A 15996-nucleotide genomic window follows, 5' to 3' on the forward strand; every position below is an offset into this window, starting at 1 on the left:
TCATATTTTAAGTTTTACTTTAGGTTTTCCGTAATGGCACACAAATTATTTTACAAAAATAATATAGCCTACCAATTCTGAACGCAAAGATAAGAATAAATAATAGAACAACAAAATTATAGAACGTTAATTTTATTTTTTAGTATAAATTACTAAAGATTTACTTGAAGAAAATAGTAAAACCATCGGGTACATACAAACTATCAGATTTTAATGACCTTGGATTGACCACACTAGTTTCTCTACTATATTGCAAATAGGATTCACCGGGAAACCTTGTTCCATATAGTCGTCCATCACCCTACTGAGGTCGATCTACAGGACACGAACATCGACAAGAATTACGATCGTTTTAGCTGGTATATATATTTAAAAGTATTTTGTTTCCTTACACTTTCTATCGTGTATCAATATGCCAAAATAACAAAAAAATATGATAAGCAATGTGCCTTGCCATAATGGCGAGAGCATAGCTTGCTGTATGTAAATCATCCCTTGTTGGATGTCATTTTTATTATTTGTTTCATTGTACTACTACCAAAGTTTTTTGCTGTCCCAGCGTAGTAAACCGTCATTCTTTTATAACTTTGTATTTGATAATCAAACAGTTACAAACAAGCACTCACTATCATGACTTTTAAGGATACTTTCTTAGCTCGAACTCATATATTACTTAATATTACTGTCCTCTAAAACTTTTTACATCGGATAAGATTAGAAATGATTTCCTTTCTCATTAAGAATCTTTAATGGCTTATGGCAAGTATACAAAAAGGAAGTATAAAATCCTTTTATTTCATTAAGGGGGCTTTTTCTTTTATAGCCTTTGCCTCTCGGGTTAATACTAACACTCATTTGAAGAACAAGTCAGTAACGCAGTTTCAATGCCCCCGATGGGATACCGTGTATGATTAATTTCGATTGTTAGCACTGTACTTCATTTGTAAAGATACTTTTGATTTCAATAAATGGATATAGGTGGAAGTGTACTTAAAGTCTCGATTATGAACGGCATTTACATCAGTAGAAAACACCACAAACACAACAACCCGCACTTCGATGCGCAACCATACCTACAAAACAGGTGGCGACTTTATGTGGGAGGTTAACGACTTAATCTGGGGGGGGGGGAAACAGTAACGGCTCGTGTAAAAAGCTCAACGAGCGACATTACTAAAACGCAGCCCAGAGCCAAGTTTATGGTATACGGCGAATATAAGAACCCAACTTGTGTATTACACCGGTGCAAATACAACTAATGGTTTAGATGTAAATATTGCTACCCAGCAGACACAAGAAAAGCCTAATGATACTAAACACTTCGGTACAAGTGGCGATTGCGGAGCGGCAATAACACACAAAGTGGGCAATCAGTTCGAGTTCGAACTCAAACACAAGGCAAGTTATCTCTGCTTCCTGCCCCGCATCACCAATGCTGCCCTTGCTTCCAATGTATTCCTCACCAAGATTGTGGTAAAGAGCAACCATAATACCGCCGGCAAATATGGGCTTTACCTCGACGGACTTAAAGGTGAAGGCAATGCAAAGGAAATCACCCTCACCACCAAAGGCAGTGGCCAAGTACCGGGACCATGGGATACTGGAAGTACTAAAAACCAAACTTCTGTTACGGCTCCTGGTTTTCCCATCAGTTCCTATACTGATGTAGCCAACGCTGCCTATATGGTCATTGCACCGGGTAAGCACACACTTACAATAGACTATCACATTGAAGACCCTGTAACAAAAGTAAAAGGTATTATAACCAAAACACTCGCTGCAAACGATTTTAAAGCAAATATGGTCTACGACATCTCGGCAAACCTTACACCGAAGGATTACAGTGCAAACTACTATATGTGGAACGCCTTAGAAGCTACTTGGACAGAAAAATCTCACCTGTTTATTCCTTATGGTCCTGCAATAAGTGGACAATATCCTTTAATAGGGACCAACAGATGATATAATACAAATATAGGAGTGACAGTAAGTGCTACGGCTTCCGCAAAAGAATGTCCAACTATTAATGAATTGGCTTACTATGCTTTCCAAGGGCACCCATCTTGGGATGGCGATATAACGTGGTCTATGCACAAGCATCTCTATAAAGGCGGAATGTGGTTCTTGAAACGCAGCAATATTCCTAATTTTAATAAGAACGAATATGGAGGAAAGAGTTTGCTTAATACTTGTCCTAATCCTTGGGTAGAAAGCTATCCTGCTTGGCATAAAATACCTGCACAGGGTCGTCCTTCCGATTTAGACAAATATTTCTTCTTGCCTGCAACTGGATTTTGTGGTGATCAAACAACAAACTACGAGTTCCGAACATTAACAAGTGGATATTACGGAGCTTATTGGTCATCAAATTCGCGTACCAATACCCAAAGTTTCTTGTTACACTTCTTAAATACAACCGTTGGTATCGATTCTGATGACCGCTATTGGTCATATATCCAAGAATCAACTTGGTTTAAATAACGCGAAATCACGGTGTTTCCACACCATAGAAAGCTGTCCTTCTCTAAGGAGCTATGCTTTTTACCGTAAAAAGCTATACTCCTTATCCTAAAAAGCTATGCTCTTTACAAACAAGGAAGGAGAACTTAAAAAACAGAAGATAATGTCAGTAAGAAACAAACTCTATCAGGAGAAGTGCACCGGCAACCCAAAGAAAGGGAAATGGTATGCGCGCGCCGTTATCAACGATGTGGTGGGACTCGAAGAAATAAGCCAAGAGATACTAGACAACACCACCGCTAAGCAAGCCGACGTATACGCTGTACTGAAAGAATTAGACAATGTAATGGGCCAACACCTCAAAAACGGCGACCGCGTGGTGCTTAACGGCTTCGGGTCGTTTAAGATGGGACTGAAAACTACAGCAGCCGAAACCGCCAAAGACTTCACCCCGCAGAAAAACATTGTGGGCGCACGTCTCAATTCCTAACCCGAAACCCACTGGACCGCTACCGACCGCACACGCCGCAAGCAGTTTATACAAAGCATAGAGGTGCGGCAGATGGCCGAAAGCAAAACCAAAGAAAAGACACCGAAAAAGCCCTAACAGTTGAACAATAAAAAACAAATAAAATGAAAAAGAAAACCATACTGTCCGTATTCACCTTTGCTGCCCTTGCCCTCTTTATGGCAAGTTGCACAAACGACGATGCGACAAACCAGAAAGGCAATGACGGCTATACGACATTTGCCATAAGACAACCCTCGGTTGGCCTTTCAACCATCCGCACTTCGATGCAAGACCACCTGTACCAAACTGGTATGAAGTTCGTGTGGGAAAAAGGCGACCATATTTGGGTAGAACAAATCGGAGATAATCGTATCAAGAGTACAGCTATCAACATTAATGGTACACAGGCAACAGCACAGTTCCTCGTGCCCGGTACCATCACAAACTCTGACTGCCCCATGTACTATACAAACGCATTGCCTAACGATGATGGTTATTACGTAACCATTGACAACACGCAGACACAGCCCACGCCCAACAACAGCAAACATTTCGGCACATCGGGCGACTACAGAACGGCAACTACTGGAAAAGTAGGCGATACATTTGAATTTATGCTCGAACACAAAGCTGCTTACGTTCCTGCCTTACAACTCTGCATACAAGAACGAGAATAAACGTGTTATGTCGATTACCGTAAAGAGTACAGGCAAAACTCTCGCAGGTACATACAAATTCGATGACAGAGGACTGTCTAATACTCCTGTCAGTGACGCTTCCTATACCATTTCTATGAATTTCCAACCCAATGGACTTAAACTTGATAAAAAAATCAACAAGGATTTGAATGCAATGACAATGGTAGTTGCACCCGGAAAATATCAGAAATTGGAAATAACATATACTGTAAAAAACTTGGATAATAACTTGATTAAAACGAAAGTCAAGACCTATAAAAATATTACACTTATGGAAGGAAAGAACCATAAAGTGCAAGATGATATAGATATGTCACTAAATGGAGATGCCGGAAACATCGAGCAGGGAGGCTCTATTAACCATGCTAAACAGGACCTCTGGGACAAGGATAAATAAAAAGAAAGTCGTCCGAGGAAAAATGTAGAAGGAATAGACAGAACAAATTTACAAAAGGGAAAAAAGAAAACAGAACAAAATGATGAGACAGAAGATATTTACTTTATCAGCTATGGCAGCTCTGCTGTTCTTAGCGGTAGGGTGTACGAACAACGACGGCGTACAGGAAAATGGAAAGGGAGACAGTGGGAAGAATGAGGAAGCTGTGGCTATCTTCGAGAGCAAGGCTCCCACAACCGAGACATCGCAGGATGTGACACGCACGAGCATCACCCATCAAGTATCAAAGGGAGCGACAGCCTATTGGTCACCCGGAGACTGTATTTGGGTGGAAGAAGACGACAAGTCAATAAATAAAAGCGCTCCGGCCACCCGCCTTGACGGAAATCCTATTAAAGGCGACAAAAGCCAAGAGGAAAAGGATGCAATGTTCAAGCTTACGAGAGGAAAATACACGCAGCCTGGACACAAAATACGCTACACATGTACAGGAAGCATCAACGGAAAGTCTCCTCGTAAGGTAACCATTGCCGGTACACAGACACAAGACAAACCCAACAATGCCGACCATATTGGTCATGATGGCGACTGCGGAGTGGCTGTTGCGAAAGAAGACATACACAGAAAATACAATTTCACACTCCAACACAAAGCGTCCTATCTCTGCTTTATGCCGTATATTAAAGATGCTGGACTTGCTAATAATATATTCCTCACCAAGATAGTTGTAACCTCAAACAAGAACAACATCGCAGGTGAATATGGTTTTGACGATAACGGCCTTACTGGACCAGGTGCACTGAAACAGATAACCCTCTTTACAAGGGGAGCGGCAAAGTCAATAGCCCGTGGAATATAGCCAACAACGTTTTTATCAGGTCGATCGTCCTGGCTTTAGTATAGTAGATTATGCTCACGGCATTACTTAGTTCCGCCTTTCAAGGATTTCTTACTTTCATAAATTTCTGAACTCCAAGGATTTCTTAATAATATTAAGGAGTAATAAAACAGTTTTATATGATGAGCAATGTCCTTGCCATAGTGGCGAGGACATTGCTCATCATATTCTTTAAACATCAGCACACGAGGAAAGCGTATCGTTGGAATAAATCGACAAAAATGCTTGAGACTTCCCATTCATTTGTATTACATCCACATACAATATAATAAGAATGGATTGGGAAATGGGAATTATGACAGTAAGAAAGTTGGTATCATTCAGGTTGGACGCTGCTCTGTTTGAAATACTGAAGCGCTATGCCAAGACAGACAACCGCAACATAAATAACTAGGTGGAGAGCGTACTACTCGATACTATATACTATGAGTAGAATGAAGAAACGAAGATTGCCATAGATTTTATTCATAATCGTCGACAACGGCGTTAATGAAGTCCATCATCGGTTTGGCAACTTGAAACGTCTTCACAATTTCATCCAACCAGCAGTCGCCTTCAAAGAAAGTATCGGACACACGAGTCCAAGAACAATAATCTTTCATTCGCAAATATTGAATAAACTCATAATCACGTGGAAATCCACTCGGCGCTGTTTTCAATAACTCCAAACCAAATCCCTTAGTAGAATTCTCCCATTTTCCTTCGCCAGGACGACCAAAAAGTTTGATAAACGACGTATTCTCCACTCGGCGACGCCATTCTTCAATATTGCTCATAATTTCATTCCGACACGATGTCAGAATGTTTGTAGGTAACCAATAACCGCCGACAGCCACCAGACAGTTACCCGGCTCGAGATGGAGATAATATCCGCCGCGTAACGCTTTCTTACCACGTGCACAGATATAAGCTCCGAGATGATTCTTATAGGGTGACTTATCTGGTGAGAATCGAGTATCGCGATTGAATCTATATACACAATCTTTCACTTGCAGATGGGCAATTTCAGGATCGAACTCAGAGATTCGTGCAATGGCTTCAGCAATCCCTGCCTCAAAGTCTACACGACATTCAGAATATTCTTTCTTGTGTTCTAAAAACCAAGAACGATTGTTGTTAGCTGTCAACTCTGTGAGAAAAGCCAGTATTCTTTTAGCTTGCATTGTTATTTCAATTTAGAATTTTCGAATAATTTGGGACAAAACGAATCGAAAGGGCAGTCTGCACAGTGCGGCATCCGACTCGTACAAATATACCGTCCGTGCAAAAGCAACCAGTGATGAGCGTTGGGTATATCTACTTCAGGAATATTCTTAATCAATTCCTGTTCCACTTTATAAGGTGTATCTGCTGTTTTCGGGACCAATCCTAAACGATGACTCACTCTATAAACGTGCGTATCGACTGCCATCGTAGCTTTGCCAAACCACACGGCTTGCAAAACATTGGCCGTCTTTCGCCCCACACCGGGCAATTTGATGAGATCTTCCATCCGATTGGGAAGCTCTCCACCGAAATCATTTACGATCATTCGCGCCATTCCGATCAAATGTTTTGCCTTCGCATTTGGATAAGAAACGCTTTTGATATAAGGAAAAACATCTTCGGGTTCGACTGCCGCCATCGTCTCTGCCGTAGGATAATGGCGGAATAATTCGGGTGTAATCTGATTGACACGCTTATCTGTACACTGGGCACTGAGCAATGTTGAAACAATTAATTGGAATGCACTTCCAAACTCCAACTCTGTCGACACACGCGGCATCTTCACACGATAATAATTCAAAACGTATTTGTATCTATCTTGCCTTGTCATACGACAAAAGTACAAAAAAGCTTCGTAATATGCAAAAGATTTTACAAATTCAATGATTTTTATATGGTATGACTGGAATATACACATATAAGACGCTATTAAAAAAATCCTTTTGAAGAATACAACAGATGTGAGACTTCATTGGAGACTCTTTTGATACTTACAATAAGTACACTATCTAAGAAACAATGATTTCCACAAAAGAGAACAAAAGGGATATGTCATTCTATAGCATATCCCCTTTGTTCTTGAAAAGTATCATTCAAATCTTTTCAGACACCTTCGATTCATCAGCAATTTTACCTGTTTTTTTGATCTGGACTTTCTCTTTAGCAGAAATTTTTACCTTATTTACTTTTGCTTTCAATTTGTTTTCAGCTGCCTGCATCTTCTCTATCTTAGTTTGCAAACGGATGATTTCTTTCTCTTTCATCTCAATTTCATTGTCCTGATTTTTAATCGTAGTGAGTAAACTGTTGAGTTCGTCATTGTCGATTTCTTCGGGATAAAGACTATTAACACGGTTGATAAAGTCACCGAGAATATTCATATAGTTGGTGAACGCGTCGAATGGGCTGTTGTATATGCCACGATCAATACCCACGTTAGAGGCTTTCGTCGTCATAAAACGAAAATTGTTGGAGGCCTGCAAATAGTCCCAATCCACATTAATGCGTGGATCGTTAGCAATACGAACTCGATCTGCCACGCTATACAGCTTATTGAACGCTTCACGCTGCATCGGATTACCTAACCAGCTGCTAACATCTCGCTCTTCATCAGTCCACGAAAGCGTGTCAGGAACGTCGAGTGTACCGACACTCTTCATTTTCATACAGAGTTCTGAGGGAGTAGAGAATGTGATATCTTTGGCCTTGGCACAGACTGGAAGTGCTTTAATAAATTCCAAGATGTTGCTTGACAAGGGTTGTGCAATACCCAATGCCGAAAGTTCCATAAAGATATTGATTACCTGCTCTTCATCGGGCAGTGCAGCAATCCGATCAATGTAATTATCGGCAAACAACGGATAGCCGGGCCAGTCGCTGTTATTAAACCGCAATGAAATGTCGTCACTGAGATTGACATCGCGAAGTAAAAGTTTGAGATGTGGGGCAAGGGCACAGTTATAAATATAATGAGGCGACTTCCAACCCAACACGTGTTTAGCTCCCTCGGTTAACATTCCTTTGAATCCCATTCGAGCAGCCTGCAAACCAATGTCGTCACTATAAATCAGAGACGAATTGCGCAGAACTTTCGGCATCTGTCCGAAATATTCCTTCATTTTTTCGCACTGTTTCTTGACATCCCGCGAGAAACTCTCTTCATTAGTCAACGAAGACAAACCATGCGAATAGGGTTCGGCCAAAAACTCTATACAACCGGTTTCATTAAGTTGCTGTAACTTTTCCAAGACCTGAGGTGCGTGCATTTCAAGTTGTTCCACACCGACACCTGATAGTGAGAATGCCACCTTAAAATATCTATCGCTGGCTTTGATCATCTCTTCCAGTGTGTTAAGTGCCGGCATATACGAGCGCTCTGCAATATCGGCAATGCTACGTTCATTCTCAAAATCATCATAGTAATAATGATCCGTACCAATATCAAAAAAGCGATAACGCTTGAGGTGAATGATTTGGTGTATTTCAAAATATAAACAAATTGTCTTCATCAGTTTATGGATTTATTGTTAATCTTATATTCATTACTTCTTACTGGCGGTTCAATGCTCGCTCATAAAGTTCACGAATCCACAGCCCTACCTTTTCCCACGTAATTTGGTCAACCTCTTTCTTTCCTTCATCCTGTAAATAATGAAATAAACTCTCATTATGACAGATGCTATACATTGCGTCTGCCAATGCGTGGATATCCCAATAATCAACCTTGATACAATTATTAAGAATTTCAGCACAACCACTCTGCTTGGAGATAATTGAAGGAGTTCCGCATTGCATTGCTTCGAGCGGTGATATACCGAAAGGCTCACTTACAGACGGCATCACATAGACATCAGAATCTTTCAGACACGCATACACTTGCTTGCCTTTCATAAATCCGGGGAAATGGAAACGGTCTGCAATGCCGCGTTCAGCCGCAAGATAAATCATCTGATCCATCATATCGCCCGAACCCGCCATACAGAAGCGTACATTCCGAGTGCGCTGAAGTACCATATTAGCAGCTTCGACGAAATATTCAGGTCCTTTTTGCATTGTCAGTCGACCTAAAAATGTAACCACTTTCTCCTTATTCGTATGATCCGGACGCGGAATCTCCTGTAATTCTTGTCGTAAAGGATAGACTGCATTGTGTACAGTGAAACACTTGCGAGGGTCTTGATGATATTGATTAATTACGGTCTGACGAGTCAATTCTGACACGCACATGATACAATCGGCATTGTCCATCCCGTCTTTCTCAATTGAATAGACCGTAGGATTGACGTGCCCGCGAGAGCGATCGAAGTCGGTTGCGTGAACGTGAATGCACAGAGGTTTTCCCGACACCTGTTTGGTGTGGATACCAGCAGGATAAGTAAGCCAGTCGTGTGCGTGAATGATATCATAATCCAACGTGCGGGCCACCACACCGGCAACAATGGAATAGTTGTTGATTTCATTGTGCAAATTATCTGGATAACGGCCCGAAAATCCCATACAACCTAAATCGTCGAGACTCATATAATTGAAATCAGAATAAATATGTTCGCGAAGTCGGAAATACATATCTGTACCCATAACATTACCCACGCGCTGTTTGACATAATCGGCATTAACATCGCGCCACCCAAGAGGCACGCAATTCATCGCAATGATGTTGGCCGCAGTCTTGTCTTCATCCCCCCACGGTTTCGGTAAACAAAAGGTAATATCCATATCTCCCTGTGCATGCAAACCTTCTGTAATTCCGAAACTGGCCGTTCCAAGGCCTCCGAGGATATGAGGAGGATACTCCCATCCAAACATTAATACTTTCATTGTCAGTTCCTCCTTTCTAATAATGATACTTCTCAAGCAATTCCAACGTACGCAATATCTCTGCTACATTGACAGCAAACGATATTCCGCCACGTCCCGAGAACGGTGGATTACCGTCAAAGAGTTCAGGTATCGTACCAATACAATGACTGAACACTTCGTCTTCATAACCTACCATCTGTCGTTCGATAAAACTCAAGCGAGTCCGCTTATATAGTTTGAGACAGGCCTCCATATAGAAACCACCCAACCAAGGCCAAGCTGTACCTTGATGATAGGCATAATCTCGCTGTGTCTGTGGCCCGACATAAATAGGATTATAGCCTCCACTCTTCGGAGAAAGTGAACGCAGCCCCTTAGGAGTAAGGAGTTCACGTGTACAGACATCCCAAACACTCTTCTTTTGATCCTGACTCAATGGCGAATAATCTAATGCCACAGCGAAGATCATATTGGGGCGTACACTCCAATCCATCATATTCCCGTCTACATAGTCAAATAAATAGCCATACTCATTCAAAAATGTATCAACGAAAGACTTCTGACACAGCTCGGCCAAAGCTTCATAACGAGCTACATTTTCAGTCTCATTATTCTGTTCTGCCATCGCTGTTGCAAATTTGAGCGCATTATACCACAGCGCATTAAACTCAACAATATAGCCTGTTCGAGGAACAATCGGACGACCGTTTGCCATTGAATTCATCCACGTAACTGCTCGATCACGACCTTCAGTATGCAGCAATCCATTAGAATCAAGGCGAAGATTAGGATGGTTTCCCTCTTCGATGAAATGAATCATATCCTTCAACAACTTGCCATACATTTGCAAACATTTTTCATTGCCTACTTCTTTGGCATATTGCTGAATAGCCCAAACACACCATAATAGGACATCCGGCTGCTCTATCTCATAAAGTTTAACTGTTAAAGGTTCACCGTTCATAAACTCTCTAAGCCCTCTCTCGGCCGTCTTCATCACAAGCTCAAAATAGTCTTGCTCCTCAATGGCAAGTGTCAGTCCCGGTAAAGCAATGAATGTGTCGCGCGCACGGCATTTGAACCACGGATAACCCGCGAGCAGATAACGGTCATCATTCTTCATACTGATATGGAACTGATGGGCTGCATTGACCAAACAATGGAAGAAATTATCACGCGGGTTGCGCTCATTCACCTCGTCATCAAAAAGTTTCTTTAAACTTCCCGACTTTATTTCAGCCGTAGATGCAGCAAAAACGATACTCTCCCCTTTCCGAATATTCATCTCAAAATAGCCGGGAACATATAAATCTTCATTCGAAGCATAACCACGCTCCTGCTCTTTCGGATACTCTACACCTCTGTACCAGTCAGGTTGAAAAACGAATTCGTTCTTTTTATTGAACTGCATATATAGGTCCGGATAGCCCGCATACATACAAGTTTTGATTCCATTGTCCACAGAAAAGTAACTTCGGCTGGCTGTTGTATTCTCATGCGTAAACTGACGGACGCTTCGAAACGCCAAGAATGGTCGAAAACGCAGTGTCGTTGCAGAATGCGCATCTACCAAGGTGTAACGCAACAGAATTCTGTCTTCATAATGTTGAAAGACAACTTCTTTCTTCAACAGTACACCACCGACGCGATAAAGCGTAGTAGGTACTTTGTCACAATCAAACTCCCGAATGTATTTATGACCTTTCGGACTGTAATTATTACCTTGATACTTATGCAGTCCCAAATTAAATTCGGCTCCGTGTTGAATCACCGTAACATCCAAAGACGACAGTAAGACGTGATTCTCGTCATCCAATTCCGGAACAGGAACGACAAGAAGTCCGTGATACTTACGCGTGTTACAGTCCACTATCGTTGAACAGGAATAGGCACCGGACCTGTTTGTACGGAGCAATTCCTTGGACAACGACTCTTCAAGGTTAGTCATCAGAGCTTTCTCGAATCGCAGATAACTCATAATCGGTCTGTTAAGGTTTAATGTTTAATACTCAGTTCTGCCGGGAGCGAACGCTTGTTGTCCGTCCACAAACCCGCTCTCAAAAGTACAAAATTTTACGCTTTATACAAAATAAATACCTGTTTTATTTGAAGAAAACAGCTGTTTTGTGTTTTACGATATAAAAATCTGCATCTATTTTATTGTATATAATGTTTTTTTTGTATTTTTGCAATTAGGATACTAAAAGCAAACAAGATAGAGATTCAAGATTAATCATATGACTTCAAAAGACGATTTGATCAAGATTGACATTGCCGATGCAATTTCAAAGTTATGGGCGCCAATGACCGAAGAACAGCAACAGATGCTCTTTGAACATATTACTGTCCGTCGATTCAAAAAGAACGAAGTCATATATAAAGATTCGGAATATCCTCGGAATATGTTATGCCTGTTCCAAGGTAAAGTAAAAATCTATAAGGACGGTATCAGTGGGAAGAATCAAATATTAAGAGTAATCAAGCCTATCGACTTCTTCGGTTTCAGAGCTTACTTCGCCGAAGAACGATATCGAACAGCAGGAATGGCTTTAGAACCATCGGCCATTGCTTTCATTCCTATTGAGATTATAATAGAACTGTTGAAAGAGAATTACCATATCAGCCTTTTCTTTATCCGAAATCTATCCAAAGAGTTAGGTGCTTCAGACGATCGAACCGTCAGTCTCACCCAAAAGCATATTCGCGGACGCTTGGCCGAGGCTTTGCTTTTCCTTAAAGACAGCTACGGAGTAGAAAAAGACGGATCTACACTGAGTATTTATCTGAGCCGCGAAGACTTGGCCAACTTGTCTAATATGACCACAAGTAACGCCATACGGACACTTTCCGGCTTTGCCGGCGAGAAACTCATCGCCATCGACGGACGTAAAATCAAAATCATTCAGGATGAAGAATTACGCCGAATATCCAAAATCGGTTAATCGGGAATTAAGAAATTAATGACCTCTTGTTCCACTTTGATACGAAAACTCCCCACTGGTGTGTTCATCAATCTTCCGTCAAGCCCTACCAAAGCATGCTGTGTCTCAATAACATCTATCTCCCTTGTACGATAAGGATGTACACTGCGATGATTTAAAAACTTACCTCTTAAGAACAGATAGAAACCTTCTATCAATTGCATCATCTCTGGGTGATAGACCACCGAAACATCAAGCAAACCATTATACGGCACGGCATTCGGTGTCTGTCCATATCCCAGAGCATTCCCCACACATACAGTCATCACCTTTCTCTTAATGACATCCGTATTGATTCTGAGTATCATCTTATAGTCTAAACGCTGAAACAGCATCAAAATAAATGAAAAAATGAAAGACAATGTGCGCGATCCAAGCAGATGTCGAGTCTTTCTGCGCAGATTCATAATGGCTGCAATCAACCCAATATTGACACAATTCAAGAAGTAACGATGGCAAGCCTCACCGTTTTTGTTCTTATAATTGATTCTTCCTAAGTCTATTTTTCTGACACGATGGCGCTTTAACCAAGCTACAGACTGTTCCACTTCACCCTCTTTAAAGCCCCAGAAATGTGCAAAATCATTCATCACGCCATTAGGAATAACTCCAAGTGCAATTTGATTTCGTGTGTCGGCATCCACTTGCATCAGACAATTCACGGCATCATTCAGGGCAGAATCCCCTCCTGCAATAATGATTGTCTTATACCCGTTGTTGATCATCATCTTGACAAGGCGTTCTACACTGCCCATACTTTCACTCTGCACATAATCGAAATCAATTTGATTCTCGTGCAGACACTTTTCTATCCGTTCCCAACGTTTTTGCTGACGCAATGTATTTTTAGGGCAATAAAGTATCCCCCATCGTGTCTCATTCATTGCCATAACTCTTTAATTATTTTTATTTTGTTCATCATCGGTTGCTCAGCTTCTATCCAATGAATATGAAAACCTCTCCTTTCCATTCCGCGAAACCATGTCATCTGTCGTTTGGCAAACTGATGAATGGCTATTTCCAAACTGCGAAACATTTCGTCATAAGACCATTTCCCTATAATATATTCTGTAATAAACTTATATTCAAGACCATAGTAGATCAAGTCTTCTGCCGGTATCCCCTCATTCAACAGTCCCTGGATTTCATCAATCATTCCGTTTTCCAAACGCTGTTTCAACCGTTTTGTAATCTTCTCTCGCCTTCTATCACGATCAAGATTCAATCCAATAATCAGCGAATCAATAGTCGGCATTAGTCTTTCCTGCATCGGATGCTCCCAATTGTAAGTTTCGATCTCAATGGCACGGATAGCTCGCTGAGCCGTATCTACATCTGTCCGATTGTGCATTGAAGTGTGATTGCGAGTTTTTAAATCGGCAAGTATTGTCGTCAATTCATCTATATGCTTATTTGCAAGACGGCTGCGCAACTCCGGATTCTGCGGTACCGGCGATAGAGAATAGCCTTTTAAGACGGCTTCTACATATAATCCTGTTCCGCCACACAAAATCGGAGCCACTCCTTTTGACATCAAACTCTGATAAACCTTGCGAAAATCCTCTTGATATTTAAATAGGTTATATTTAGTACCGGGCTCTGTTATGTCTATCAAATGATGAGGAATCGTTTGTCCGTTCAGCGTATAATCTGCTAAATCTTTACCCGTTCCGATATCCATCCGACGATAAACCTGTCGACTGTCGGCGCTGATAATCTCTGCATTACCGATGTCGAATGCCAACTCGGCAGCCAATGTTGTCTTTCCACTGGCCGTCGGTCCTATAATGGTTATCATCTTTTGCATATCTATCCGGTAGTGGGCAAGTAAACGAAGCTAACCTATTGACAAATGATTACACCAATTTAAGGCTCTAATTTGCATCTTATTATTATAAATCATCTATTCTCTTCACGACTTGTTAACTTATTCTCTCGTCTACTCATCCACTTGTTTTCTCGTCTACTCATTTTAATCTCTGTGTGCAAAAATAATAAAAAAAAGTCATCCGACAAATATCGGATGACCTTTTCGTATGGTTTTATAGTGAAATTGATTAGCCGTTAACCTTAGCCATATGCTTAATCAACTCTACAACCTTGTGAGAATAACCGATTTCGTTATCATACCAAGATACGACTTTCACAAAAGTATCGGTCAAAGCGATACCAGCTTTTGCGTCGAAGATAGAGGTACGAGCGTCACCAAGGAAATCCGAAGAAACAACAGCCTCTTCCGTGTAACCTAATACGCCTTTCAATTCACCCTCGGAAGCATCTTTCATTGCCTTGCAAATCTCGTCATAAGAAGCTGCTTTCTTCAAGTTGACTGTCAAATCGACAACAGAAACGTCCAAAGTCGGTACACGCATAGACATTCCAGTCAGTTTACCGTTGAGCTCAGGAATAACTTTTCCCACGGCCTTTGCAGCACCGGTAGAAGACGGAATAATATTGCCGGAAGCAGCACGACCACCGCGCCAATCCTTCAAAGAAGGTCCGTCAACAGTCTTCTGAGTTGCAGTTGTAGAGTGAACAGTCGTCATCAAACCATCAGTGATACCGAACTTATCATTCAAAACCTTAGCGATAGGAGCCAAACAGTTGGTTGTGCAAGATGCATTAGAAACGAACTGCGTACCCTTAACATATTTGTCGAAGTTTACACCGCATACGAACATCGGCGTGTCGTCCTTAGAAGGAGCAGACATAACGACGTATTTAGCACCTGCATCGAGGTGACCCTGAGACTTCTCTTTGGTTAAGAAGAGACCAGTAGACTCAACAACGTATTCAGCACCAACCTCATTCCACTTCAAGTCAGCGGGGTTGCGCTCCGCAGTTACGCGGATTACATTACCGTTAACAATGAGCTGAGACTTCTCTACATCAGCTTTGATTGTACCCTGAAACTGTCCGTGCATCGTGTCATACTTCAGCATATAAGCTAAATAATCAACTGGACAAAGGTCGTTAATACCTACTACAACGACATCTTTTGCGTTTGCTTCTTCCAAAGTTGCACGAAAAACAAAGCGACCGATACGGCCGAATCCGTTAATACCAATTTTAATCATTTTACTTCCTATCTTTTTTAAAGAGTTAAAAACTTCTACCTATTTTGTTATCTTTTATTGCTTTTACCTTCGGCAAAACTCAAATATTTCGCCATTAAGTACTTTTTCTCTTATTTTGTGCCGCAAAGATACGAAAAAGTTCTTATATTTGCAACTGATTTCAGTATTAAATAATAATAAAAAGTAAAA

General features: G+C 41.2%; 16 protein-coding genes. 8 read left to right on the plus strand and 8 right to left on the minus strand.

Going from position 1 to position 15996, the window contains the following annotated elements; genetic code table 11:
- Positions 1 to 968 precede the first annotated feature (968 nt).
- From RWY97_RS08960 to RWY97_RS08990, 7 genes are all read left to right on the plus strand, one after another.
- Positions 969 to 1109, plus strand: a complete 141-nt coding sequence (locus RWY97_RS08960) for a hypothetical protein (protein ID WP_206777492.1) — start codon at positions 969 to 971, stop codon at positions 1107 to 1109.
- Between the two features lie 121 nt (positions 1110 to 1230).
- Complete coding sequence (locus RWY97_RS08965) at positions 1231 to 1962, plus strand: hypothetical protein (protein ID WP_315566755.1); 732 nt, start codon at positions 1231 to 1233, stop codon at positions 1960 to 1962.
- An 18-nt stretch (positions 1963 to 1980) separates the two neighbouring features.
- Positions 1981 to 2481: a hypothetical protein gene (locus RWY97_RS08970; protein WP_155944326.1), complete on the plus strand. Its 501-nt coding sequence runs from the start codon at positions 1981 to 1983 to the stop codon at positions 2479 to 2481.
- A 142-nt stretch (positions 2482 to 2623) separates the two neighbouring features.
- Positions 2624 to 2950: an HU family DNA-binding protein gene (locus RWY97_RS08975; protein WP_315566758.1), complete on the plus strand. Its 327-nt coding sequence runs from the start codon at positions 2624 to 2626 to the stop codon at positions 2948 to 2950.
- Between the two features lie 143 nt (positions 2951 to 3093).
- Positions 3094 to 3648 (plus strand): hypothetical protein, encoded by a 555-nt coding sequence (locus tag RWY97_RS08980; RefSeq protein WP_315566760.1) that lies wholly within the window; start codon positions 3094 to 3096, stop codon positions 3646 to 3648.
- Between the two features lie 7 nt (positions 3649 to 3655).
- The gene (locus RWY97_RS08985) at positions 3656 to 4066 is read left to right on the plus strand and encodes a hypothetical protein (protein ID WP_315566762.1); all 411 of its coding nucleotides are present in this window, start codon (positions 3656 to 3658) and stop codon (positions 4064 to 4066) included.
- 79 nt (positions 4067 to 4145) lie between these two features.
- Entirely contained in the window at positions 4146 to 4925 is a 780-nt protein-coding gene (locus RWY97_RS08990; RefSeq protein ID WP_315566764.1) for a ricin-type beta-trefoil lectin domain protein, read from the plus strand.
- Positions 4926 to 5425: 500 nt separating this feature from the next.
- Here the strand turns inward: RWY97_RS08990 and RWY97_RS08995 are convergent, their stop codons facing one another.
- From RWY97_RS08995 to RWY97_RS09015, 5 genes are all read right to left on the minus strand, one after another.
- A complete protein-coding gene (locus RWY97_RS08995; protein WP_021583402.1) occupies positions 5426 to 6127 on the minus strand; it encodes a DUF2461 domain-containing protein in 702 nt (233 codons plus the stop codon).
- Positions 6128 to 6129: 2 nt separating this feature from the next.
- A complete protein-coding gene (nth, locus tag RWY97_RS09000; RefSeq protein WP_024992425.1) occupies positions 6130 to 6780 on the minus strand; it encodes an endonuclease III in 651 nt (216 codons plus the stop codon).
- 262 nt (positions 6781 to 7042) lie between these two features.
- Complete coding sequence (locus RWY97_RS09005; protein WP_021583405.1) at positions 7043 to 8458, minus strand: glycoside hydrolase family 57; 1416 nt, start codon at positions 8456 to 8458, stop codon at positions 7043 to 7045.
- Between the two features lie 40 nt (positions 8459 to 8498).
- The gene (locus tag RWY97_RS09010) at positions 8499 to 9767 is read right to left on the minus strand and encodes a glycosyltransferase family 4 protein (protein WP_039875844.1); all 1269 of its coding nucleotides are present in this window, start codon (positions 9765 to 9767) and stop codon (positions 8499 to 8501) included.
- Positions 9768 to 9783: 16 nt separating this feature from the next.
- Positions 9784 to 11727 carry a glycogen debranching enzyme N-terminal domain-containing protein gene (locus RWY97_RS09015; protein WP_315566766.1) on the minus strand — a complete coding sequence of 648 codons (1944 nt, stop codon included), beginning with the start codon at positions 11725 to 11727 and terminating at the stop codon, positions 9784 to 9786.
- A 259-nt stretch (positions 11728 to 11986) separates the two neighbouring features.
- Between RWY97_RS09015 and RWY97_RS09020 the strand changes: the two genes are divergently transcribed.
- Complete coding sequence (locus RWY97_RS09020; RefSeq protein WP_024992429.1) at positions 11987 to 12691, plus strand: Crp/Fnr family transcriptional regulator; 705 nt, start codon at positions 11987 to 11989, stop codon at positions 12689 to 12691.
- Here RWY97_RS09020 and RWY97_RS09025 read toward each other — a convergent pair.
- The 3 genes from RWY97_RS09025 to gap all read right to left on the minus strand — a co-directional run bounded on the left by RWY97_RS09025 (position 12688) and on the right by gap (position 15807).
- Entirely contained in the window at positions 12688 to 13620 is a 933-nt protein-coding gene (locus RWY97_RS09025) for a diacylglycerol/lipid kinase family protein (RefSeq protein WP_021583418.1), read from the minus strand. The genes RWY97_RS09020 and RWY97_RS09025 overlap by 4 nt on opposite strands.
- Positions 13611 to 14537: a tRNA (adenosine(37)-N6)-dimethylallyltransferase MiaA gene (gene miaA / locus RWY97_RS09030; RefSeq protein WP_273178170.1), complete on the minus strand. Its 927-nt coding sequence runs from the start codon at positions 14535 to 14537 to the stop codon at positions 13611 to 13613. The genes RWY97_RS09025 and miaA overlap by 10 nt, the downstream gene beginning before the upstream one ends.
- Positions 14538 to 14787: 250 nt before the next feature.
- Positions 14788 to 15807, minus strand: coding sequence for a type I glyceraldehyde-3-phosphate dehydrogenase (gene gap / locus RWY97_RS09035; RefSeq protein WP_021583421.1), 1020 nt, complete (start codon positions 15805 to 15807; stop codon positions 14788 to 14790).
- Between the last annotated feature and the right edge of the window lie 189 nt (positions 15808 to 15996).

It is taken from the genome of Hoylesella pleuritidis (assembly GCF_963541955.1).
Taxonomy (GTDB): domain Bacteria; phylum Bacteroidota; class Bacteroidia; order Bacteroidales; family Bacteroidaceae; genus Prevotella; species Prevotella pleuritidis.